The sequence below is a fragment of the Streptomyces monomycini genome (genome assembly GCF_022271435.1).
Taxonomy (GTDB): Bacteria; Actinomycetota; Actinomycetes; order Streptomycetales; family Streptomycetaceae; genus Streptomyces; species Streptomyces monomycini.
This window is the reverse complement of record NZ_JAFIQY010000032.1, coordinates 55,507-77,600: the sequence shown is the minus strand read 5'-3', so window position 1 is coordinate 77,600 and position 22,094 is coordinate 55,507. Positions and strand designations below refer to the sequence as shown.

The 22,094-nt window shown below is 74.5% G+C and carries 17 protein-coding genes, 1 pseudogene and 1 riboswitch; of the genes and pseudogenes, 9 read left to right on the top strand and 9 right to left on the bottom strand.

Annotation, left to right across the window (positions count from 1 at the left end; genetic code table 11):
• Positions 1-7: 7 nt before the first annotated feature.
• The 3 genes from JXZ78_RS28860 to JXZ78_RS28850 form a co-directional block, all read right to left on the bottom strand.
• A complete protein-coding gene (locus tag JXZ78_RS28860) occupies positions 8-1,078 on the bottom strand; it encodes a prenyltransferase/squalene oxidase repeat-containing protein (RefSeq protein WP_030022757.1) in 1,071 nt (356 codons plus the stop codon).
• On the bottom strand, positions 1,075-1,878 hold the full coding sequence (locus tag JXZ78_RS28855) for a class I SAM-dependent methyltransferase (protein WP_030022756.1): 804 nt from the start codon (positions 1,876-1,878) through the stop codon (positions 1,075-1,077). Before JXZ78_RS28855 ends, JXZ78_RS28860 begins: the two co-directional genes overlap by 4 nt.
• A 103-nt stretch (positions 1,879-1,981) precedes the next feature.
• Positions 1,982-3,394 carry a glycosyltransferase family 4 protein gene (locus JXZ78_RS28850; RefSeq protein ID WP_033039028.1) on the bottom strand — a complete coding sequence of 471 codons (1,413 nt, stop codon included), beginning with the start codon at positions 3,392-3,394 and terminating at the stop codon, positions 1,982-1,984.
• A gap of 285 nt (positions 3,395-3,679) precedes the next feature.
• Here JXZ78_RS28850 and JXZ78_RS28845 point away from each other — a divergent pair, with 285 nt between their 5' ends.
• Together JXZ78_RS28845 and JXZ78_RS28840 are read left to right on the top strand one after the other, a co-directional pair.
• Complete coding sequence (locus JXZ78_RS28845) at positions 3,680-4,312, top strand: TetR family transcriptional regulator (RefSeq protein ID WP_030022753.1); 633 nt, start codon at positions 3,680-3,682, stop codon at positions 4,310-4,312.
• Positions 4,313-4,433: 121 nt separating this feature from the next.
• Positions 4,434-5,024 (top strand): annotated as a pseudogene (locus tag JXZ78_RS28840) (response regulator transcription factor); the annotation flags it as partial.
• Here JXZ78_RS28840 and JXZ78_RS28835 read toward each other — a convergent pair.
• From JXZ78_RS28835 to JXZ78_RS28810, 6 genes are all read right to left on the bottom strand, one after another.
• Positions 4,950-6,827 (bottom strand): ATP-binding cassette domain-containing protein, encoded by a 1,878-nt coding sequence (locus JXZ78_RS28835; protein WP_030022752.1) that lies wholly within the window; start codon positions 6,825-6,827, stop codon positions 4,950-4,952. The pseudogene JXZ78_RS28840 and the gene JXZ78_RS28835 sit on opposite strands and share 75 nt — an antisense overlap.
• Positions 6,820-8,520, bottom strand: coding sequence for an ATP-binding cassette domain-containing protein (locus JXZ78_RS28830; RefSeq protein WP_030022751.1), 1,701 nt, complete (start codon positions 8,518-8,520; stop codon positions 6,820-6,822). Before JXZ78_RS28830 ends, JXZ78_RS28835 begins: the two co-directional genes overlap by 8 nt.
• Positions 8,521-8,644: 124 nt before the next feature.
• Complete coding sequence (locus JXZ78_RS28825) at positions 8,645-8,761, bottom strand: SapB/AmfS family lanthipeptide (protein WP_063726143.1); 117 nt, start codon at positions 8,759-8,761, stop codon at positions 8,645-8,647.
• A gap of 158 nt (positions 8,762-8,919) precedes the next feature.
• Positions 8,920-11,586 (bottom strand): class III lanthionine synthetase LanKC, encoded by a 2,667-nt coding sequence (gene lanKC, locus JXZ78_RS28820; protein ID WP_030022750.1) that lies wholly within the window; start codon positions 11,584-11,586, stop codon positions 8,920-8,922.
• Positions 11,587-11,747: 161 nt separating this feature from the next.
• Positions 11,748-12,029 carry a ferredoxin gene (locus tag JXZ78_RS28815; RefSeq protein ID WP_050502812.1) on the bottom strand — a complete coding sequence of 94 codons (282 nt, stop codon included), beginning with the start codon at positions 12,027-12,029 and terminating at the stop codon, positions 11,748-11,750.
• An 8-nt stretch (positions 12,030-12,037) separates the two neighbouring features.
• Positions 12,038-13,489 carry an aldehyde dehydrogenase gene (locus tag JXZ78_RS28810; RefSeq protein WP_030022747.1) on the bottom strand — a complete coding sequence of 484 codons (1,452 nt, stop codon included), beginning with the start codon at positions 13,487-13,489 and terminating at the stop codon, positions 12,038-12,040.
• A gap of 127 nt (positions 13,490-13,616) precedes the next feature.
• On the opposite strand from JXZ78_RS28810, the gene JXZ78_RS28805 reads away from it, so the two are divergent.
• From JXZ78_RS28805 to JXZ78_RS28775, 7 genes are all read left to right on the top strand, one after another.
• Positions 13,617-14,750 carry a Strvi_7410 family MBL fold metallo-hydrolase gene (locus JXZ78_RS28805; protein WP_078624531.1) on the top strand — a complete coding sequence of 378 codons (1,134 nt, stop codon included), beginning with the start codon at positions 13,617-13,619 and terminating at the stop codon, positions 14,748-14,750.
• A 65-nt stretch (positions 14,751-14,815) separates the two neighbouring features.
• A riboswitch (cobalamin riboswitch) is annotated at positions 14,816-14,941 on the top strand.
• Positions 14,942-15,149: 208 nt separating this feature from the next.
• Positions 15,150-16,481, top strand: coding sequence for an SCO2321 family membrane protein (locus JXZ78_RS28800; RefSeq protein ID WP_078624528.1), 1,332 nt, complete (start codon positions 15,150-15,152; stop codon positions 16,479-16,481).
• The gene (locus tag JXZ78_RS28795) at positions 16,481-17,215 is read left to right on the top strand and encodes an SCO2322 family protein (RefSeq protein WP_030022742.1); all 735 of its coding nucleotides are present in this window, start codon (positions 16,481-16,483) and stop codon (positions 17,213-17,215) included. Before JXZ78_RS28800 ends, JXZ78_RS28795 begins: the two co-directional genes overlap by 1 nt.
• A complete protein-coding gene (locus JXZ78_RS28790; protein ID WP_106968873.1) occupies positions 17,212-18,459 on the top strand; it encodes an energy-coupling factor transporter transmembrane component T in 1,248 nt (415 codons plus the stop codon). Before JXZ78_RS28795 ends, JXZ78_RS28790 begins: the two co-directional genes overlap by 4 nt.
• Positions 18,456-20,300, top strand: a complete 1,845-nt coding sequence (locus JXZ78_RS28785; RefSeq protein ID WP_030022739.1) for an ABC transporter ATP-binding protein — start codon at positions 18,456-18,458, stop codon at positions 20,298-20,300. The genes JXZ78_RS28790 and JXZ78_RS28785 overlap by 4 nt, the downstream gene beginning before the upstream one ends.
• The gene (locus JXZ78_RS28780; protein WP_033039026.1) at positions 20,297-21,214 is read left to right on the top strand and encodes an ECF transporter S component; all 918 of its coding nucleotides are present in this window, start codon (positions 20,297-20,299) and stop codon (positions 21,212-21,214) included. The genes JXZ78_RS28785 and JXZ78_RS28780 overlap by 4 nt, the downstream gene beginning before the upstream one ends.
• Positions 21,215-21,561: 347 nt before the next feature.
• Entirely contained in the window at positions 21,562-22,002 is a 441-nt protein-coding gene (locus JXZ78_RS28775) for an aggregation-promoting factor C-terminal-like domain-containing protein (protein ID WP_050502811.1), read from the top strand.
• Positions 22,003-22,094: the final 92 nt, after the last annotated feature.

Below are 22,094 nucleotides of genomic sequence, written 5' to 3'. Positions count from 1 at the left end.
GTACCCGTCAGCGGCAGCAGTCCGGGGCCAGTCCCGTCGGCAGGCGTTCGCCGCCGAAGACGCTGGTGGTGGCCTCGTCTCCGCCCAGCGCGGCCACGGCCAGCAGCATCGATCCGGCCGTCCAGGAGGTCTGTTCCTCGGGCCAGACCGCGTCGTCGTCGAAGACGTAGCCGGTCCAGTACATGCCGTTGTCGGCGCGCAGGTGCTGGACCCACTTGAGGATCTGCACGGCGCGGTCGGACTCGCCCATCGCCCAGAGCGCCAGGGCCAGTTCGGCGCTCTCGCCGCCGGTGACCCACGGGTTGGGCAGGACGCAGCGTACGCCGAGGCCGGGGACCACGAAGTCTTCCCAGGCGGACTCGATGCGCTCCTTGGCGGCGGTGCCGCGCACGGCGCCGCCGAGGACCGGGTAGTACCAGTCCATGGAGTAGCGCGCCTTGTCGAGGAAGCGTTCGGGGTGGTGCTGGATGGCGTGGCCGAGCCGGCCGAGGGCCAGTTCCCAGTCGGGCTGGGGCTCTTCGCGCTGGTCGGCGAGGGCCAGGGCGCAGCGCAGGGCCTGGTAGACGGAGGAGGAGCCGGTCAGCAGGGCGTCGGTGACGGGTGTGCCGTCGTCCTCGCGCTTCCAGCCGATCTCGCCGCCGGGCTGCTGGAGGTCGAGGACGAATTCGACGGCCGCGTAGACGGCGGGCCACATGCGGTCGACGAAGGTGTCGTCGCCGGTGGACAGGTAGTGGTGCCAGACGCCGACGGCGAGGTACGCGCAGAAGTTGGTCTCGCGGCCGCGGTCGGTGGGGGCGGCGGCGTTCCCGTCGGCGTAGGCCGCGTACCAGGAGCCGTCCGGGTTCTGGTGCCGGGCCAGCCAGTCGTACGCGGCCTCGGCGCGCTCGTGCTCGCCGGCCGCGTCCAGGGCCATGGCGGCCTCGGTGTGGTCCCACGGGTCGAGGTGGTGGCCGCGGAACCAGGGGATGGCGCCGTCCTCGCGCTGGGTCGCCAGGATGCCGGCGACGGTGCGGGCCGCCTGTTCGGCGGTCAGCACTCCGGGCAGGACCAGGCGTTCGGTACGTCCTGGTGTGGTCACTTGGCGGCCCCGGAGGCGGCGGCGTCGGCTTCGGCGACGGGGGCGGCGGTGGCGTCCGCGGCGGCGGGGCCGGCGGCCCGTTCCGGCAGGTGCGGCTTGGTGGCGTACGCGACGAAGCTCTTGCCGATGACCGGGTTGAGCAGCTGCTCGGCCATCCGCGTGGCCAGCGGCTTCTTCATGATGTCCCAGACCAGCAGCTTGTGGTACGCCTTGACCGGCAGCGCCTGGTCGTTGTCGACGCCGAAGGCGCACTTGAGCCACCAGTAGGGGCTGTGCAGCCCGTGCGCGTGGTGGGTGCCGTACGGCTTCAGGCCCGCCTCGCGCATCCTGCCGAGGAGTTCGTCGGCCTTGTAGATGCGGATGTGGCCGCCCTCGACCTCGTGGTACGCGTCGCTGAGCGCCCAGCAGACCTTCTCCGGGCCGTAGCGCGGCACGGTCACCGCGATCCGCCCGCCGGGCCGCAGCACCCGCACCATCTCGGCGAGCACCCCCTTGTCGTCGGGGATGTGCTCCATGACCTCGGAGATGATGACGACGTCGAAGCTCTCGTCGGGGAACGGCAGGGCCAGCGCGTCGCCCTCCATGGCGGTGGCGGTGGCGCCCGCCGGGGCCTCCCCGGCCTCCTTCATCGCGGCGAACCACTTGGCGACCTCGCGGATCTCCTCGGCGTTCTGGTCGAGCGCCACGACCTGCGCGCCGCGCCGGTAGCACTCGAAGGCGTGCCGGCCCGCGCCGCAGCCCAGGTCCAGGACGCGGTCGCCCTGCGCCAGCGGGAATCGGGAAAAGTCGACGGTCAGCAAGGGCTCTCTGCTTTCGTCCTGGAGGTCCGCGGCAGCTACGGCCGACGGCGGCGGGTCATGGCGGTGGTCACGGTGGTGCGGGTCGGTGCCCGGCCGGCGCGCATCAGGCGCGGCCGGCCGGGGACGGTGCGGTGGCAGGCGCGGAGCCGCGGACGGCGCGCCCGCTCCGGGACTGCACGGCGATGGCCTCCCGGTAGCGCTCGGCGGTGCCGATGGCGGCCTGGCGCCAGGTGAAGCGGGCGAGGACGCGTTCGCGCCCGGCGGCGCCGAGGCGGCGGCGCAGGCGGTCGTCGTCCAGCAGCCGGGTCAGTCCGGCGGCCAGCGCGTCCGCGTCGCCCGGCGGTACGGACAGGCAGGTCTCGCCGTCCGGTCCGGAGACCTCGGGAATGGCACCACCGGTGGTGGCCAGCAGCGGCGTACCGGTGGCCATGGCTTCGGCGGCGGGCAGCGAGAAGCCTTCGTACAAGGAGGGGACGCAGGCGATCTGGGCGCCGCGGACCAGGTTCACCAGCTCGGCGTCGCTGATGCCCTTGACGAATTCGACGGCGTCGCCGAGGCCGTGCCGGGCGATGGCGGCGGCGACCGGGCCGTCGTCGGCGCGCTTGCCGACGACCACCAGGTGGGCCCGGGGGTTGCCGGTACGGACCTTGGCGAGGGCCTCGACCAGGTGGATCAGGCCCTTGAGGGGGACGTCGGCGCTGGAGGTGGTGACGATCCGGCCGGGGATCTCGGGGACCGACGGATCCGGCGAGAAAAGGTCGGTGTCGGCGCCGATGTGCACGACGTGGATCCGGCCGTCCCGTACGCCGAGGTGGTCCACGATCTCCTGGCGGGAGGAGCCGGAGACGGTCAGCACCGACGGCAGGCGGCGGGCGACGCGCTTCTGCATCCGGGTGAAGCCGTACCAGCGGCGGACCGAGGCGCGCCGCTTCCAGCCTTCGGCGGCGTCGAGGTCGAGCTGCCGGTCGACGGTGATGGGGTGGTGGATGGTGGTCACCAGGGGCGCGCCGAGGTCGCCGAGCAGGCCGTAGCCGAGGGTCTGGTTGTCGTGCACGACGTCGAAGTCGCCGCGGCGGGCGGCGAGGTGGCGGCGGGCGCGCAGCGAGAAGGTGAGCGGTTCGGGGAAGCCGCCGGTCCACATGGTGCCGACCTCGACGGCGTCGATCCAGTCCCGGTACTCGCCGCGCTCGGGCGTGCGGAACGGGTCGGGCTGGCGGTAGAGGTCGAGGCTGGGCAGCTCGGTGAGGGTGACGCCGCCCCCGGACTCCGGCCGGGAGGAGGCGGCCACGTCGTCGAGGACCGGGTACGGCTGGGCGCCGATCACTTCGACGGTGTGGCCCAGGCGGGCCAGTTCGCGGGAGAGATGGCGGACGTAGACGCCCTGGCCGCCGCAGAACGGGTTGCCCTTGTAGGTCAGCAGGGCGATGCGCAGGGGGCGGTCGCCGTCCGGACCCGGGGAGGCGGCGGGGGCCTCGGCGGGGTGCTGCGCGGCTGCCTGGACGGCCTCGGCGGACACTCTCGGCCCCCTTCTCGCTGGACTTTCGCCGGAGCGTAACCGCTGGCGCTAATCTAGAACAAGTTTCAGTACGGTTCGGCCGCGGCCGGCCGGCGACCGGCCCGCGGGCCACGGCGGCCGGTGGGCTACCGACCAGTTCAAGGAGCTTCGAATCTACCGGCCGGAAACCCGGCGGAAAGAGCAGCACCAGGTGATTCGCACCACCACCTGCGCCCCTGCCATGCTGTGCCGATCGCATGACCGGTACGCGCCGCACCGCGGGCGGACTGTCACGGAATGGGACATATGACTACGGACTCCACAGCGGCCGGTGCGGCGCTCCCCGCCAGTCCTCCCCTGACCGCGCGTCAGGAGGCCCGCCGCCGGCGCATCCTGCACGCCAGCGCCCGGCTGGCCGGCCGCGGCGGGTTCGACGCCGTACAGATGCGCGAGGTCGCCGAGTCGTCCGACGTCGCGCTCGGCACCCTGTACCGGTACTTCCCCTCCAAGGTGCACCTGCTCGTGGCGACCATGCAGGACCAGTTGCAGCACATGCACGAGACGCTGCGCAAGCGCCCGCCGACGGAGCGGGAGCCGGGCGCCCGGGTGGCGCAGACCCTGATGCGGGCCTTCCGGGCGCTCCAGCGCGAGCCGCAGCTGGCGGACGCGATGGTGCGCGCCCTGACGTTCGCCGACCGTTCGGTCAGTCCGGAGGTGGACACCGTCTCCCGGCTCACCACCGCGATCATCCTGGACGCGATGGGGCTGGACGGCGCGCCGACGCCGGAGCAGCTGTCCGCCGTCCGGGTCATCGAGCACACCTGGCACTCGGCACTGATCACCTGGCTCTCCGGGCGCGCCTCGATCGCCCAGGTGAAGATCGACATCGAGACGGTCTGCCGGCTCATCGACCTCACCGCGCCGCGCCGCCGATCCTGACCCGAAGGCTACGAACGGGTAACCCCTAACGAGGCGCATTCGGGGCGCGCACTCCCCCAACGCGCGCCCCCGCGCCCCCGCTTGGCCAATTCTTCGGGTCCATGACAGCGGCATTGCCGGTATGAATTCCGGGTACTCGCAACGGTGCCGGTACGCGGGGGTCTGGAGGGGGACTGCAGTGATCCGGGTGCTACTCGTGCATGACATCTGTCTGTTCCGATGGGCATTGACGGAAGTGCTCGACCGGGAGAACGACATCGACGTCTCCGCCGCCACCACCCGTGACGCGGCGGAACGGGTGCGCGCATTGCGCCCCGACGTCTGCGTGGTGGACGCGGAGAGCCCGGAGCCCACCGGGCCAGGCATATTGCGCAAGTTATCCAAACTCGCGAAAGGGAAAGGCCCGGGGAAATCACCGGCCCTGCTGGTGCTGGGCTCGGCGCACCGGCCCGGACCGCTGCGCCGGGCCTTCGAGGCGGAGGCCCTCGGCTACGTCGACAAGGAGGCCTCGCCGGTACAGCTGACCACCGGAATACGGCAGGTGGCGGAGGGGAAACGGTTCATCGACGGATCGCTGGGGTTCGGCTTCCTGCAAGCCGCCGACATCCCGCTGACCCGCCGCGAACTGAGCGTGCTGTCACTGGCCGCCGAGGGCTCCTCGGTCTCCGAGATCGCCGGCGTCCTGCATCTGTCGACCGGGACCGTGCGCAACTACATGTCCGCCATCACCCGCAAGACGGGCGCCCGCAACCGCGTCGACGCCATCCGCATCTCGCGCGGCGAGGGCTGGCTGTAGAGGGTGCCCGACGGGCGCGGCGGCCGGGGGCTCCTCGTGGGCCCACCCGCCCGTCAGCTCGCGGTAGAGCGCGGACCGCCGCAGCAGTTCGCCGTGCCGTCCCGTACGGACGTGCGTACCGTCCATCACCAGCACCCGGCCGGCCCGCAGCGCCGAGCTGATGCGGTGCGCGACGACGATCAGCGTGCCGCCGGGCCGGGCCGCGAAGGCGCGTTCGGCACGGGCCTCGGCCTCCGGGTCGAGGTGGCAGGTCGCCTCGTCCAGGACGACCAGCGGCGCGGGCGCGAGGTAGGCGCGCACCAGGGCGAGCAGCTGGCGCTCCCCCGCGGACAGTTCGGCGGGGGCGAGCGTGGCGTCCGGCCCGCCCAGCCGCGCCAGCAGCGCGCCCGCGCCGATCTCCGCGGCGGCCGCCAGCAGGTCGGCGTCCGGGACCCGGCCGCCGGGGCACAGGTAGGCCAGGTTCTCCCGTACGGTGCCGGAGAAGACGTACGCCTCCTGCGGTACGAGCACCCGGTCCGCGGTGGCGGGACGGCGGACCTCGCCGCTGCCGGGCTCCAGCAGGCCCGCGATCAGCGCGGCCAGGGTGGACTTGCCGATGCCGCTCGGGCCGACGACGGCCAGGTGCCCGCCGGCCGGCACGGTCAGGTCCAGGCCGCGCACGACGGGGTCGGCATGCGGGCCGTAGGCGAAGGTCACGCCGGTGAGTTCGACGGCGTGCCCGTCGCGGGGCGCACGGTGCGGCCGGGCGTCCGCCGCGCCGGTGGCCGGTTCGGCGGTGAGGCGGCGCAGCACCACGCCCAGGCGGGTGCCGGCCGTGCCCAGGCCGTGCATCAGGCTCTGCAGCGCGGGCAGCAGCGATTGCGTGAGGTAGGCGAGGGCGGCCACCAGCGCGCCGGGTGTCACGCCCCGGCCCAGCAGCCAGGGCGCGGCGACCAGCAGCAGCACGATGGGCAGCCGGCCGCTGATCCCGAGGGCGAGCACCCGGATCACGCTCCAGCGGGCCAGAGCGCCGGACGCCCGCGCTTCGGCGTCGAACCTCTCGCCCGCCGCGTCGGCCACCGTCCGCTCCGCGCCCGCCGCGGTGATGTCGCGCAGCCCGCCGACCGCCGTACCGGTCTCCGCCGCGATGGCCTCGTCCGCGGCGAGGAACGTCTCCTGCCGGCGGGCCATCGGCCGCAGCGCCCCGGCGAACAGCGCCAGGCCGAGCACCAGCGGCGGCAGCACCAGCAGCAGGAGTACGGGCGCGAGCGAGCAGAGTCCGACCAGCGCGCCGGCGGTGACGAAGACGAACGAGCGGGACACCAGCACCAGTCCGGCGAAGGTGTCACGGGCGATCTCGACCTGGTGGGTGAGCCGGGAGACCGCCGCGCCGTCCGGGGCGTACAGCCCGCGGGTGACGACCTTGCGCACCAGGGTGTCGCGCAGCGGTTCCACCAGGTCGGCCACGGCCCCGTAGACCCGGGCCGTGCCGTACGCCCCGGCGCCGACGCAGACCGCAGCGGCGGCCAGCCAGGCGGCGCCGACGACGGGGCTGCCGCGCAGGAACCCGTCGTCGAGGGCGTGCGCGAGCGCGAACCCGAACAGGAAGGTCTGCGCGGACTCGACCAGCGACCAGCCCGCGAGCCGGGCCAGGACCGTACGCCGCCGCTTGAGGAAGCGCAGTCCGGACCGCCGCAGCGGGGCCCCCGGGACGACCCCCTGCCGCTGGGCTTCAGACATGCGCGGTCTCCTTCGGGGCCGTGGCGAACAGCGCCCGGTACGCGGGCAGCTCCCACAGTTCGGCGTGCGGCGCAAGGGCGCGAATCCGCCCGTCGTCGAGCCAGGCCACCAGATCGGCGCGGGCGGCGGTGGCGGCGCGGTGCGCGATGACGATCCGGGTGGCGGCCTTGACGTCGTGCAGCAGGGCGTGGGTGACGTTCAGCTCGGTGACGGTGTCCAGGCTGGAGGTGGCGTCGTCGAGGACGAGCAGCCGCTCGGCGTGCGCGAACGCCCGGGCCAGGCCGAGACGCTGCATCTCGCCGCCGGACAGCGGGGCGTCCGCGCACGGGGTGGCGTAGCCGTCGGGCAGCCGGTGGATGAAGGGCGCGGCGCAGGCGGCTTCGGCGGCGGCCTCCACCTCCTCGCGCCCGGGGGCGTACGAGCCGAGTGTCAGCGTGTCGCGGAGGGTGGTGCCGAGGAGCGCCGGGCGTTCGAAGGCGTAGCCGACGGCGCGGCGCAGGGCGTCGTGCGACAGGTCGCGCAGCGGTACGTCGTCGAGGGTGATCATGCCGGAGTCGGGGTCGGCCAGCCGCCCGGCGACGGCGGCCAGCACGGACTTGCCGGTGCCGGAGCGGCCGACGACGGCGAGCGAGGTGCCGCCGGGCACGGTGAGGTCCAGGCCGCGCAGCACGGCACGGTCGCCGCGCCGTACGGTCACGCCGTGCAGCTTCAGCGTGCCGCCGCCCGCGCCGAGCTGCCGCCTCCCGTAGGGCATCGCGGGCACCTCCAGGGCCTCCGCGATGCGCCGGGCGGCGGCGCGGGCGTGCACCAGGCTGTTCAGCCGGCCGACGATCTGGCCGATCCCGGAGGCCAGCGCCGCGTACCGGGAGGCCGCGAGCAGCGCGCCGACGGTCAGCGCGCCCTGTGACAGCCGGACGCCCGCCACGCACAGCACGGCGATCTGGAGCAGCGGTACGAGCATGGCGGCCTGGGCCGTGGACCGTCCCAGGACGTGCCACATGCGGCGTCCGTGCTCGGCGAGGCCGGGCAGCGGGGCGAGGATGCGGGCGGCTTCGCGGCGCTGGGTGCCGGCGGCGGTGATGGTCCGGGCGCCGCCGACCGCCTCGACCAGGCGTCCGGCCATGTCGCCCTGGCTCTCCTGGTACCGCCCGACGCAGTCGCCGGTGTCGCGCGCGAAGGCCCGCAGCAGCAGGGCCAGCAGCGGCATGCCCAGGAGGAAGGCGACGGCGGTCCACCCGTCCACCAGCGCGAGGGCGGCCAGCGCGCCGACCGGGGTGATGACGGCGGCGACGGAGGCGGCGAGGGCGGTGGGCGCGGTACCGGCGTGGGTGGCGTTGCCGACGACGCGGGTGACCAGGTCGCCGGTCCCGTACCGCTCGGTGGCGCGCGGCCCGGCGGCGAGCAGGTGGTGGGTCAGGCGGCGCCGTACCCAGGCGGTGCCGCGGGCGTCGGTGGTGCCGGTGAGCAGCCCGTCGAGGGCGTCCAGCAGGACGATCAGGCAGGTCAGGGCCGCGCAGAGGGTGAGCCAGCCGGCCGCCGGCCGGTGGTCGAGCAGCAGGTCGAGGGTGTGGCCGAGGGCGGCGGGCAGTGCCAGGCCGAGGCCGGCCGATGCGGCGGTGAGCAGCAGGAGCGCGGTGGCGCGCACGGCGCTGTGGCGCAGGGCGCCGGCCAGCAGCCGGTCGGCGGGGGTCACGGTCGCAGCCTCTCGACGGGGTGTGCGTGCGGCCCGCGCAGGGGCCGCACGCACGTCCGGATCACAAGTCCCGGATCTGGGCTGCCGGTTCAGGCATTCCGGCAGCGGTCACCGACCGGTCAGGTCAGAGACACAGGACGATGCTGGCCTCGCTCCAGCAGAGCAGCAGGCTGGCCTCGCTGCCGCCACCGCCGCCGCCGTGCTCGGGTGCGTCCATCGCCTGGAGGTCGAGAAGCGCCATGACACTTTCCTCTCACTATGGGGACGTAGTTGTACTGGTGTTGCTGTACTGCTGTGTTACTCGGTGGTGCTGTGTTGCGGGTGTTGCTGCGGTTCCGGATGACGGGTCTCCCCGCGGCACCCGGTGGTACGGCTCCGGCACGGCGGCCGGGGCCGGCTTCAGGGCCGCCGGACCTCCGCGGAGGGCGGCGGCGGGAGGAAGGGCAACTGGACGGGCCGGTCGTGCAGCGCGGCACCGAGGGCCAGCAGGCAGCCCGCCGTACCGGTCGCCAGGTCCATCGACAGGCGCATCATCTGGTCGCCGGGGAAGGCGAGGTGCTTCTGGTAAGGCATGGCGTACCAGCCCAGGTAGGAGATCTGGGCCGCCAGCGCACCGTCCAGGTCGGCGCCCGGCGTGGTCGTGCGCGCCAGGTGCAGGACGCATCCCGCGCGTCCGCGGAAGAGGCCGGGCTGCGCGTAGAAGCGGGAACGGGCGGCGGGCAGGATGGCGGTCCGCGCCTCCTGGAACTCCTCGTCCGCGCGGTGCGCCAGGTAGTCGTCCAGCACCGCCGCGATGCCGACACTGCCGGCGCCGAGGTACGGCAGCGTCCGCCAGCCCTCGTCGACGACCAGGGTGCCGTTCTTGTTCCGTACGCAGCGCGCCAGGTCGCGCCGGAGCGCCTCGGCCGCGAGGTCGAGCAGCCCCGGGTCGCCGGTGGACTCGTACAGCCGCAGGAAGAGCAGCGCGGGACCGCTGGCGCCGCGCAGCAGGCCGGCCCGCTTCCCGCAGGCGTCCAGCCGGTCGGCGGTGTGCCCGGCGGCCTCCAGGGCCCGGTCGCGCAGCTCCCGTTCGCCGCGGGTGCGGGCGAGGTGGTCGAGGGCCAGGCCGACGCCGGCCAGCCCGCCGTGCAGATCGGGCGCGAGGCGGTGCCACTTCTCGGCGAGGACCCGCTCCATCAGCTCCATGGCGCGCTCGGGGTGGCCCAGCCGGTCCAGTACGCAGGCGACGCCGGACAGCCCGTCGTAGAAGCCCAGCGAGGTGCCGGGAGGAGGCGGGGCGGTCTGCCGCAACAACCACTCCTCGCCTTCCCCGTACCTCCCGGCACCGGTCTCGGCGAGCGCGTACAGGACGCCGGCGGCGCCGTACGCGATCCCCAGTCCGCCGCCGTCCGTGAACTGGGCTATGTCGCCGGGGAAGAGCCGGTCGGTGCGTTCGGGGGTGGCCGAGGCCAGGATGCCGGCGACCATCGCGTCGCGGCTGTGCGGCCAGTCGGCGGGTTCGGCGGGGAGGTAGGGCGCGGGGCCGGTACGGCGCTCGGCGGGCGGGGCCGTCACGGGAGCGGCCGTCTCCGGCGCGTCCGAAGGCGTCGTCGAAGCCGTCGCCGAAGCCGTCGGCGTCCCCTGGATCACGTCCACCGCCTCGGCCAGGAACTCCGCCGGTACGTCGGGGAATTCGTGCGCCACGATCTCGGCGAGGTGCCCGGCCTTGTCCCGGTCGATCACCAGCAGCGTGGTCATCGGCAGGAACAGTGCGAGCCGCAGGCAGGCGAGCGCGTACCGGTCCACCTCGAAGCCGGTGCGGTCGGCCGGGGCGATGAAGCCCGGGTGGGCCAGCGTCTGCCGCTGCGCCTCGCCGGCGTCCGCCGCCGCCTCGAAGTCCAAAAGTTTCACGCCGCTCTCGTCGGGCGCGACCATGATGTTGAACATGTGCAGGTCGTTGAAGACGACACCGCGGCGGTGCACGGCGGCCACCACGTCCTCGACCGCCGCGTGGATGCCCAGCGCCCAGCGCGTGTACTCGGCCAGCGCGGACGGCTCCGGCGCCGGCCCCATCAGCGGGTGCCGCTCGGCGAAGAACGCGTTGAGGGTGCGCCCCTCCAGGAAGTCCATGACCAGGAAGCGGTGGTCGTCCAGGGTGAACCAGTCGCGGACCTCCGGCGCGACGCCGAGTCCGGACAGCTTCTCCAGGGCGGCCCGTTCGCGCTCCAGGCGGGTGACGGCGTCGGCGCGGTCGGCGGCCAGCCCGGCGTGCGGGCGGGCTTCCTTGAGCACCACCTTGTCGCCGGTGCGCCGGTCGCGGCCGAGGTAGACGCCGCCGCCGTTGGAGAAGTGCAGCGCCGACTCGATCTGGTACGGCAGGTCGGCGACGGTGGTGGAGTTGCGGGCGGCGAGCTGCGGGGCGAGGAAGTCCGGCAGCTCGATCCACTCCGGTACGTGGAACCGCGGCTCGCGCCGGTCGGGGACCAGCTTGCCCTCGGCGTTCTCGATCGCGCCGACCAGGTTGCCGTGCTCGTCGACGCAGTAGCGCCGGGTGAACCCGCCGTACCGCACGTAGAGAGGGCCGTCCTGCCAGCGCAGGTCGCTGAGGATGTACGGGCCCGGCTCGCCGGCCAGCAGCGCGCCCAGTTCCCGCAGGACGGTGTGCAGCTGCTGCTCGTCCGACGGGTAGATGGTGGCGAACTTGCCGCTCGAACCGCGGTCGGCGTACTTGGAGTTGCGCAGGTGCAGCGGACGCGGACCCGGCACGAACTTGAACGGGATCAGCCGGGCGACGCAGTAGTCCCACACCTGGGACGCCGTCTTCTCGGCGTTGTCGGTACAGGCCGAGACGTGGATCTTCCAGCCCTGCGGGGGCAGTCCGGGACGCGGCTGTCCTTCGGCGTCGACCGGGTTGACGTGGAGCCAGTCCCCGGAGAGGAAACACCGCCACCCTTCGGGGACTGCGCGCTGCGCCGCTTCGTACAGGGGACCGCGGCCCGACGCGGCTCCGGTTCCGGCGGAGAGTCGGTCCGGGGTCTCGTAGAAGAATCTGTCGGCGAGACAGTAAACCTCGTACCGCTTGTCCATCGTCTCCCCCCTCGGCGGCGTGGCACAGAGATTTCCACGCCGCCGGGGAGCGTTAACAGTCGCAGATGTCACGAGGTCACCGTGAGAAGTTCACGGGTTACCGACAGTACGTCCCGGTGGGCGCGGGCCTCGCACCCGTACCGCCCAACGGGAACGGCCGCTCACTCCTCCGGCGGGAAGACGGCCTCCCCCGTGGCGGCGTCCGTCACGGTGATCGCTTCGACGGGGCAGCCCTCGGCCGCCGCGAGCACGTCGTCGGACGCCTCGCACTCGGGCCGTACGGGGTGCGACTGGCGGGCCGCGTCCAGCGCGAAGCCGCCGGGCGCGGTGGCCGCGCACAGGCCGGAGCCGATGCAGACACCCCGGTCGACCGCCACGTGCCAGCGGGGTCCTTCCGGCCCGGCCGCCACGCCCTTCCCGCCCTTGCCGTCCGTACCGCTCATACCGTCCCTCACCCCTCCGCCGGCAGATGGATCATCTTGTGCTCCAGGTACTCGCCGAAGCCCTCGGGCCCGAATTCCCGCCCGATCCCGGAGTTCTTGTAACCGCCGAAGGGGCCGAGCATGTCGATGCCGAAGGTGTTCACGGAGTACGTACCGGTCCGCACCCGCCGGGCGATGTCGATGCCGTGCGCGGTGTCCGCGGTCCACACCGAGCCGGAGAGCCCGTAGTCGGAGTCGTTCGCGATGCGGACCGCCTCGTCCTCGTTCTCGTACGGCAGCAGGCAGATCACCGGGCCGAAGATCTCCTCACGGGCTATGCGCATGGAGTTGGATACCTCGCCGAACAGCGTCGGCTCCACGTACCAGCCGGTCTCCTGGCCCTTCGGCCGCCCGCCGCCGGTGAGGACCTTGGCGCCCTCGCGCTGCCCGAGGGCGATGTAGTCCAGCGAACGCTGCTGCTGACGCCGGGCGACCAGCGGGCCGATCTCGGTCGCCGGGTCCAGCGGGTCGCCCACGCGCAGCGCGGACGCCGCGGCGGCGAAGCGTTCGGCGATCTCGTCATAGCGCTCGCGCGGCGCCAGGACGCGCGACTGCGCGATGCACGCCTGCCCGTTGACCAGGTACGCGTACGGCACGATGCCCGCCACCGCGGCGTCCAGGTCGGCGTCCGGCAGGATCACGGCGGCCGACTTGCCGCCCAGTTCCAGCGTCACCCGCGTCAGGTTGCGCGCCGCGACCTCCATGACGCGCTTGCCCGCGGCGACCGACCCGGTGAAGGACACCTTGTCCACGTCCGGGTGCCCGACCAGGTACTCGCTCACCTCCCGGTCCGCCGCGAGGATGGACAGCACACCCGGGGGCAGCCCGGCCTCGCTCGCGATGTCCGCCAGCAGATAGGCGTCCAGCGGCGTCTCGGGCGACACCTTGAGGATTACCGAACAGCCGGCCAGCAGCGCGGGCGCCAGTTTGGCCGCCGCGGTGAACTGCGGCACGTTCCACGGCACCACGGCCGCCACCACACCGGCCGGCTCGCGCCGCACCAGCAGCGGCCCCAGCACACCGGCCCGGCGTTCCTCGAACGGGAAGTCGCGGGCGACGGTGAGCGCCGCGTCCCACACCATCATCGCGGCCAGCGCCTGCACCAGCACGCCGGAGGTGTACGGGGTGCCGTTCTCGGCGCTGATGACCCGGGCGATCTCCTCGCTGCGCACGGCGAAGGCGTCCTTGACGCGGGTGACCACCGCGATCCGCTCCGCGAGCGGGGTGTCCGCCCACACTCCGGAGTCGAAGGAGGCGCGGGCGGCGGAGACGGCCCGGTCCACGTCGGTCCGCGAGGCGTGCGGCACCCGGCCGATGACCTGCTCGGTGTGCGGCGAGACCACCTCGATGGTGCCGCCGCCGGCCGGGTCGGTGAACTCGCCGCCGATGTAGAGCTGTTCGTACTCGACGAGTGCGCTCATGGCTGCCGCCTCCTGGGGGCCGGAAGAGTTCCTGACGGTGCATCAGACCTGATACCAGTTCCCGTTATGCTGGGCAATGCCCGGCACGGGGGCGCGGCCGGTCCGCGCGGAGGCGGAGGTGCGGCGGATGACGGCAGCGGCCCGTACGGGGGCGGCGGAGGCCGGGCCCCGGGTGACCGACCACCGGGGCGGCGTGTGGTCGATCGCCGTCCCCATCCCGGACAACCCGCTCGGCCACACCCTCGTCCACCTCTTGGAGACCGGCCGCGGCCCGGTCCTCGTGGACACCGGGTGGGACGACCCGGACGCCTGGGACACCCTGACCGCCGGGATCACCGCCTGCGGCTTCGACGTCACCGACCTGCACGGGGTCCTCATCACACACCACCACCCCGACCACCACGGCCTCTCCGCCCGCGTACGGGAGGCGTCCGGCGCGTGGATCGCCATGCACGCGGCGGACGCCGCCGTCGTACGCCGCACCCGGGAGGCCGAACCCGGCCGGTGGCTGGACCACCTGATCGCCAAGCTGGCCGCGGCCGGCGCGCCCGACAGTCACCTGGCGCCCCTGCGCCGGGTGCGCGCCAAGGGCCCGGTGCGCGACCTCCCCGGGCAGCGGGCGGCGCTGCCCGACCGCGAGATCGCGCCCGGCGCTCTCCTCGACCTGCCCGGCCGCCGGCTGCGCGCCGTCTGGACGCCCGGCCACACGCCCGGCCACGTGTGCCTGCACCTGGAGGAGGAGCACCCGGCCCGGCGGCCGGGCCACGGCCGGCTCTTCTCCGGTGACCACCTGCTGCCGGGCATCAGCCCGCACATCGGGCTCTACGAGGACCCGGACGACGCGACGCCCGCCGACCCCCTCGGCGACTACCTGGCCTCCCTGGAACGCGTCGCCCGGCTGGCGCCCGCCGAGGTGCTCCCCGCCCACCAGCACGCGTTCACGGACGCGGCCGGCCGGGTGCGCGAGCTGCTCGCCCACCACGAGGAGCGGCTGGCCGGGCTGCGCGCGCTGCTCGCCGTACCCCGTACGCCGTGGCAGCTCGCCGAGGCCATGGAGTGGAACCGGCCGTGGGATCGGATCCCGTACGCGTCGCGCACCATCGCGGTCGCGGAGGCGGAGGCGCATCTACGGCGGCTGGTGCGGCTGGGGCTGGCGGAGGCGGTGCCGGAGGCTTCGGGCGCGTCGGGAGCAGCGGGGGCCTCGCGGGCGGGGGCAGCGGGGGCCTCGGGGTCGGAGCCGGTGACGTACCGGGCGGTGTGAAGCGTGCACCTGCCGGCCAGCCCGTACCCGGGGCTCCCCCGGCCCGCCGGTTAAGGTGTGCGAGACAATTTCATCCTGTGCCCGATCGGGGGAAGCCGGTGGAAATCCGGCGCTGACCCGCAACCGTGATCCGACGCGTACGGCACCGTACGCCCGGCGAGCCGGAGCACCCGCTGGGGCACGACCAAGGCTCCCGCCGCCGGAAGGCCGCGCCTCCTCGCGCGGACGCCCGGCGCGCGGCACCGTCGAGGTATGCGGAGCTGAGCCCGGTGCCACCGCGGCCGGTCGTCGACCGGCGGGCGGCGGGGCGTCCGAGTGCGGCTGCGCGTCCACCGCAGCACCCATCACCGGCCCACCGCGGACCCACCGCAGCGACCTGATCCGAGAGGCACCGACCCGATGGCCACCACGGCTTCCCAGGCTCCCCTGGCTCCCAGGGCTTCCACGGCCCCCACCTTCGCCGTCCTGGCGCGCCGCGCCGCCGCGGCGCTGGCCGGGGCCGCCGTGCTGTGCGCGGCCGGTGCCCCCGTGGCGGCCGCCGACTCCCCCGCGCCCGCCGCGCAGGCGTCGAAGCTGCCCGACGGGCTGTACGGCAGCAAGGACCCGCAGTTCGACGGCGTGTGGCGGCAGTCGCTCGCCCTCCTCGCGCAGCGCACCGTCGGGGTGCGTCCGTCGGTGACGGGCGTCGACTGGCTCGCCGGGCAGCAGTGCTCCGACGGCGCCTTCAGCGCCTACCGCGCCGACCCGGCCAAGGCCTGCGACGACAAGACGATGCGGGACACCAACCAGACGGCTGCCGCGGTACAGGCGCTGGCCGCGCTCGGCGGGCACGACGACGCCGTACAGAAGGCCGTGAAGTGGCTGAAGTCCGTACAGAACGACGACGGCGGCTGGCCCTCGATGGGCGGCTCGCCCAGTGACGCCAACTCCACCTCCGTGGTGATCGGCGCGCTCAAGGCGGCGGGACAGAAGCCGGAGTCCGTGCAGAAGGGCGGCAAGTCCCCGTACGACGCGCTGGTCACCTTCCAGCTCGGCTGCGACGCGAAGGAAGGGGAGCGCGGCGCGTTCGCCTTCCAGCCCAAGGACGGCAAGCTGGCCCCGAACGCGGACGCCACGGCCGCCGCCGTGCTCGGCGGGCTGGGCGACGGCTTCGTGGTCGACCCGGCGGGCAAGGACGTCAACGCGCCGGTCAAGCCCCTGAAGTGCGAGGGTGGCGCGGCGGGCCAGGACGCGAAGCGCGACCCGAAGCAGGCCGCCGAGGGCGGCGCCGCCTACCTGGCCGCGGTGCTCGGCGCCAACGGCGGGCACCTGAAGTCCGCGATGCCCGGCGCCGAGGACCAGCCCGACGTCGGCAACACCGCCGACGCCGTGGTGGCCCTCGCCGCCGGCTCGCACGGCGACGCCGCGCAGGCGCCGCTGAAGTGGCTGGAGAAGAACTCCGCGAACTGGGCCAAGGAGGCCGGCCCGGCCGCGTACGCGCAGCTGGTGCTCGCCGCGCACGCCGCGGGCGCCGACCCGCGCTCCTTCGGCGGCGCCGACCTGGTCGCGCAGCTGAACGCCACCGGCCCCAAGCCGGCCGGCAGCTCCGCGCCGTCCGCCGCGCCGGAGAAGGACGCGCAGGACCAGGACGAGCAGAACTCCGGCGTGTGGTGGATCTTCGGCATCGTGTTCGTGGCGAGCATCGGCGCCGGGTTCCTGCTCAGCGGCCGCCGGAAGAAGAGCGACGTCTGATGCGCCCGCCGCGGCCCCGCTCCGCCCGCCTCCTCGGCGCCCTGGCCCTGGCCGGTACGGTCACGGGCCTGGGCGCGGCGCCCGCCCAGGCGCAGGAGTACCGCTACTGGTCCTTCTGGGACGGGCCCGCCGCCGGCGCCCCGGCCTCCGGGGGCGGCTGGTCGTACGCGACCGAGGGGCCGGCCACCAGCCGCCCCCGGGACGGCGCCGTGGCGGGCTTCCGTTTCACCGTCAGCGCCGACTCGGCGGCGGCCGGCAAGCCGCGCCGGGCCGCGGACTTCGCCGCGATCTGCGGGAAGACGTCCGCGCAGGACGGCACCAAGCGCGTCGGACTCGTCCTCGACTTCGGCACGAAGGCGGAGGCGGCGGCCGGGGAGAACCCGCCGCCGGTCCGTACGGAGTGCGCGCGGCTGCCGGAGGACGGGACGGTCGGTGACGCGCTGGCGGCCGTCGCCAAGCCGCTGCGGTACGACGCGAGCGCGCTGCTGTGCGCGATCGCCGGATATCCGAAGGCGGGGTGCGCGGACAAGGCTTCCGGTTCCGCTCCCGGCTCCGGTTCCGCTTCCGCTTCCGGTGCGCCGGACCCGGGTGCTTCCGGGGGCGCTGCCGCCTCCGGCGAGCAGGCGGCGGACGACGATTCGGGCGGCCCCTCCGCCGGACTGATCAGTGGCATCGCCGTCGTGGTCGTCCTGGGCGCGGCGGCCGGGTGGCAGGCCCGCCGCCGCCGCGGATGAGCGCCCGCGTCGCCGGCGCCCCCCGCGCCACCCGCTCGACCGCGCTGCACGCGGGCGCCTGGTGGCTGTGGGCGCTCGGCCTGGCCACCGCGGCGTCCCGGACGACCAACCCGCTGCTGCTGGGCCTGCTGATCGGCGTGGCCGGGTACGTCGTCGCGGCGCGCCGCACGGACGCGCCGTGGGCCCGCTCGTACGGCGCGTTCCTGAAGCTCGGCCTGCTGGTGATCGGCATCCGGCTGGTCTTCGCGTTCCTCCTGGGCTCGCCCATCCCCGGCACGCACACCCTGGTCACGCTGCCAGAAGTGCCGCTGCCCGAGTGGGCGCGCGGGGTACGCATCGGCGGCCGGGTCACCGCCGAGGGCATGCTCTTCGCCTTCTACGACGGGCTGAAGCTGGGCACCCTGCTGATCTGCGTCGGCGCCGCGAACGCGCTCGCCAGCCCGGCCCGCCTGCTGAAGTCCCTGCCGGGGGCGCTGTACGAGGCGGGCGTCGCGGTCGTCGTCGCGATGTCCTTCGCGCCCCATCTCGTCGCCGACGTGCAGCGGCTGCGCGCCGCCCGCCGGCTGCGCGGCCGCCCGGACCGGGGCGTCAAGGCGCTGCTCCAGGTCGGGCTGCCGGTCCTGGAGGGCGCGCTGGAACGCTCGGTGTCGCTGGCCGCGGCGATGGACGCGCGCGGTTACGGCCGTACGGCGCAGGTACCGCCCGCCGTACGGCACATCACCACCGCGCTCACCCTCGGCGGCCTGCTCGGGGTCTGCGCCGGTACGTACGGACTGCTGGCCGACACCGGAGCCGCGTACGGCCTGCCGGTGCTGCTCGCCGGACTCGTCGCGGCCCTCGGCGGACTGTGGCTGGGCGGCCGCCGGTCCGTGCGCAGCCGCTACCGGCCCGACCGGTGGGGCCTGCGCGCCTGGCTGGTGTCGGGCTCCGGCATCGCGGTGGCCGCCCTGATGATCTGGGCGAACTCCTACGACCCGGCCGCCCTGCACCCGCCCGCCGTCCCGCTCACCGCTCCCGTCCTGCCGCTGTGGCCGGCGGCCGGTGTCCTGGTGGGGCTGCTTCCGGCGTTCGTCGCACCGCTGCCGATGCGGGCGGCGGGGGCGGAGGCCGGGTCCGGGGCGGGGGCTGCCGCGGAGCCGGGGGCGGTACCGGGGCCCGTGCCGGGAGAACCGGGCGCCGGGCGGGCACGCGTAAGGAAGTCTCCGGCGCCGGGCGCGCCGCACACGAAGGAGTCCCCTCAGTGATCCGCTTCGACCAGGTGTCGGTCACCTACGGGGACGCGGCGGAGCCCGCCGTCCAGGGCGTCGACCTGACCGTGCCGGAAGGCGAACTGTGCCTGCTCGTCGGCCCGTCCGGCGTCGGCAAGTCCACCGTGCTGAACGCCGTCTGCGGCCTCGTGCCGCACTTCACCGGTGGCACCCTGCGCGGCCGCGTCACCGTGGCCGGCCGGGACACCCGTACCCACAAGCCGCGCGAACTGGCCGACGTGGTCGGCACCGTCGGCCAGGACCCGCTCGCCCACTTCGTCACCGACACCGTCGAGGACGAACTCGCGTACGGCATGGAGTCACTGGGCCTGGCCCCTGACGTCATGCGGCGCCGCGTCGAGGAGACCCTGGACCTCCTCGGCCTCGCCGACCTGCGCGACCGCGCCATCACCACACTCTCCGGCGGCCAGCAGCAGCGCGTCGCCATCGGTTCCGTCCTCACCACCCACCCCAAGGTGCTGGTGCTGGACGAACCGACCTCCGCCCTGGACCCGGCCGCCGCCGAGGAGGTGCTCGCCGTGCTGCAACGCCTGGTGCACGACCTCGGCACCACGGTCCTGCTCGCCGAACACCGGCTGGAGCGCGTCGTCCAGTACGCGGATCAGGTCATCCTGCTGCCCGCGCCCGGCGCGCCCCCGGTCGTCGGCGCGCCCGCCGACATCATGGCCGTCTCCCCCGTCCACCCGCCGGTGGTGGCCCTGGGCCGGCTCGCCCACTGGTCACCGCTGCCGCTGTCGGTACGCGACGCCCGCCGCAAGGCGTCGTCGCTGCGCGAGCGGCTGGCGGGGGTGGAGCCGGGAGGAAACGGGGCGACGGTGCCGCATGCCGGTTCCGGGGCGTCCAGCTCCGGTGCCGATCCCGGTGCCGACGCCGATCCTGGTGCCGATGCCGATGCCGATGCCGGTGCCGATGCCGATCCCGGTGCCGGTGCCGGCCCGGAGGACGGGGGCTCCGCCCGTAAGCGCTTCGGGTGGTGGCGCCGCCGCGAGGACCGCCACCGGGCCGGGGCGACACCCGGGTCGGAGCCCGTGCGCGCGCCGGAGGGCTCCGGCGGCCCCCTCGCCGCCGAGACCGTCGGGCTCTCCGTACGGCGCGGCCGGATCGACGCCCTGCACCGCGTCGGCCTGACCGTCCGCGCCGGCGAGACGATCGCCCTCATGGGCCGCAACGGCGCGGGCAAGTCCACCCTGCTCAGCACCCTCGTCGGAATGCACGAGCCGACCGCCGGCTCGGTACGCGTCGGCGGCGCGGCCCCGCACCGCACCGGCCCGCGCACGCTGCTGCGGCACGTCGGCCTCGTACCGCAGGAGCCGCGCGACCTCCTGTACGCGGACACCGTCGCCGCCGAGTGCGCCGCCGCCGACCACGACGCGGACGCCGCCCCCGGCACCTGCCGCGGCCTGGTCACCCGGCTGCTCCCGGACGTACAGGACAGCACCCACCCGCGCGACCTCTCCGAAGGCCAGCGGCTCGCCCTCGCGCTGGCCGTCGTGCTGACCGCCCGGCCGCCGCTGCTCCTGCTCGACGAGCCGACCCGCGGGCTGGACTACGCGGCCAAGGGCCGTCTCGTGCAGCTGCTGCGCGGGCTGGCCGCCGAGGGGCACGCGATCGTCCTGGCCACCCACGACGTCGAACTGGCCGCCGAGCTGGCCCACCGGGTCGTCATCCTCGCGGACGGCGAGGTCGTCGCGGACGGCCCGACCGCCGAGGTCGTCGTCTCCTCGCCCGCCTTCGCACCGCAGGTCTCCAAGGTGCTGGCGCCGCTGCCGTGGCTCACCGTCCCGCAGGTCGCCCACGCCCTGGAGGCCACGGCATGACCCGTACGTCCCCCGCTCCCCCGGACCGGCAGGCACGGGCGGTACGGCTGGGCCCGCGCGCCGTGGCCGCGCTCGTCCTCGTCTCCGTCATGGGGGTGATGGCCTTCGGCTGGCCCCTGCTGGCCGGCTCCGCCTCCGGCCTCGCGCACTCCAAGGACGCGCCGTGGCTGTTCGCGGCCCTGCTGCCGCTGCTGCTCGCCGTCGTCGTGGCCACGATCGCCGACTCCTCGGCGTCCGCCGCGACGGGCGGGGCGCCCAGCCTGGACGCCAAGGCCATCGCCATGCTCGGCGTGCTGGCCGCCGCGGGCGCGGCGATGCGCCCGCTGGGCGCGGGCACCGCCGGCATCGAGCCGATGTTCTTCCTGATGGTGCTGTCCGGGCGGGTCCTGGGGCCGGGCTTCGGGTTCGTGCTCGGCTCGGGGTCGATGTTCGCCTCCGCGCTGCTGACCGGCGGGGTGGGGCCGTGGCTGCCGTTCCAGATGCTGTCGATGGGGTGGGTGGCGATGGGCGCGGGCCTGCTGCCGGGCCCGGACCGGCTGCGCGGCCGCCGTGAGCTGGCCATGATCGCGGTGTACGGCGCGGTCTCCGCCGTCCTGTACGGCCTGGCCATGAACCTCCAGGGCTGGCCCTACATCGGCGGTATGGCCACCGGCGTCTCCTTCGTGCCGGGCGATCCGCTGCCCGACAATCTGGCCCGCTTCGTCGCCTACTGTCTGGCGACCTCGCTGGGCTGGGACCTGCCCCGGGCCGTGGTCACGGTGGTCCTCACCCTCACCCTCGGCCCCACCCTCCTCAAGGCCCTGCGCCGCGCCACCCGCCGCGCGGCGTTCGACGCCCCGGCGACGTTCACGACGGGGCCGGGGCCCGGCCCGGGCCCGGGATCGGAAACACCAGTCCAGAACGGCCCCAAATGATCTCCGAGAGCACCCGGTCGCCCTAGTCACCGGCCACCGTTCGTAATAGTTCATCGACACCCCTGTCCCTTACCCTCACCCCCCGCCCCTGTGTCCCCACCCACAGGACTTCCGTCACCTACGAGCCGCCTTCGTAGGCCGGCCCCTCCCCTCGATCCGCTCCCCCTCGGGAACTGACGGGCGGGACTTCCCGCCCCGCATGCGAGATCCACTAGTACGTACGGGGATTGCCAACCCGCCCGAGCACTTCCCAAGGTGAATGTGTCGCCGAGAGCAGCGTGCTTCTTCCCCCCTGGCCCGCAGCCTCGGCGGCGCCCCCCGCACCCCACCGGAAGGCTTCTTCTCCCGTGAGCGTCATCCCGTCCACGATCACCAGCCGTCTTGCCCTCCACAAGAAGGCCGTCGTCGCCGCCGGTGCCGTCGCCCTGGGTGCTTCGGCCTTCGCCGCCACGCCGGCCCAGGCCGCCACTCCCGCGCAGGCCCCGTCCTCCGCGAGCGCGAGCGCCGCCAAGGCCGCGGCGCACAAGCTGATCCCGGACCAGGCGCAGTACCAGTGCTTCAGCAACATCGTCGAGCGCGAGAGCGGCTGGGACCCGACCGCCACCAACCCGTCCAGCGGCGCCTACGGCCTCGTCCAGGCACAGCCGGGCTCGAAGATGGCCTCGGCCGGCTCGGACTGGAAGACCAACCCGGAGACCCAGATCAAGTGGGGCCTGGACTACATGAACTCCACCTACGGCAGCCCCTGCGACGCCTGGAAGTTCTGGCAGTCCCACAACTGGTACTGAGCAGCCGGGCCCCCGGACCGCCCGCGTCCCTGACGCCGGTACCGGCCTGCCCGTGACCCCGCAGCCCCGAAGCGGCCGACGCCCCAGGCGCC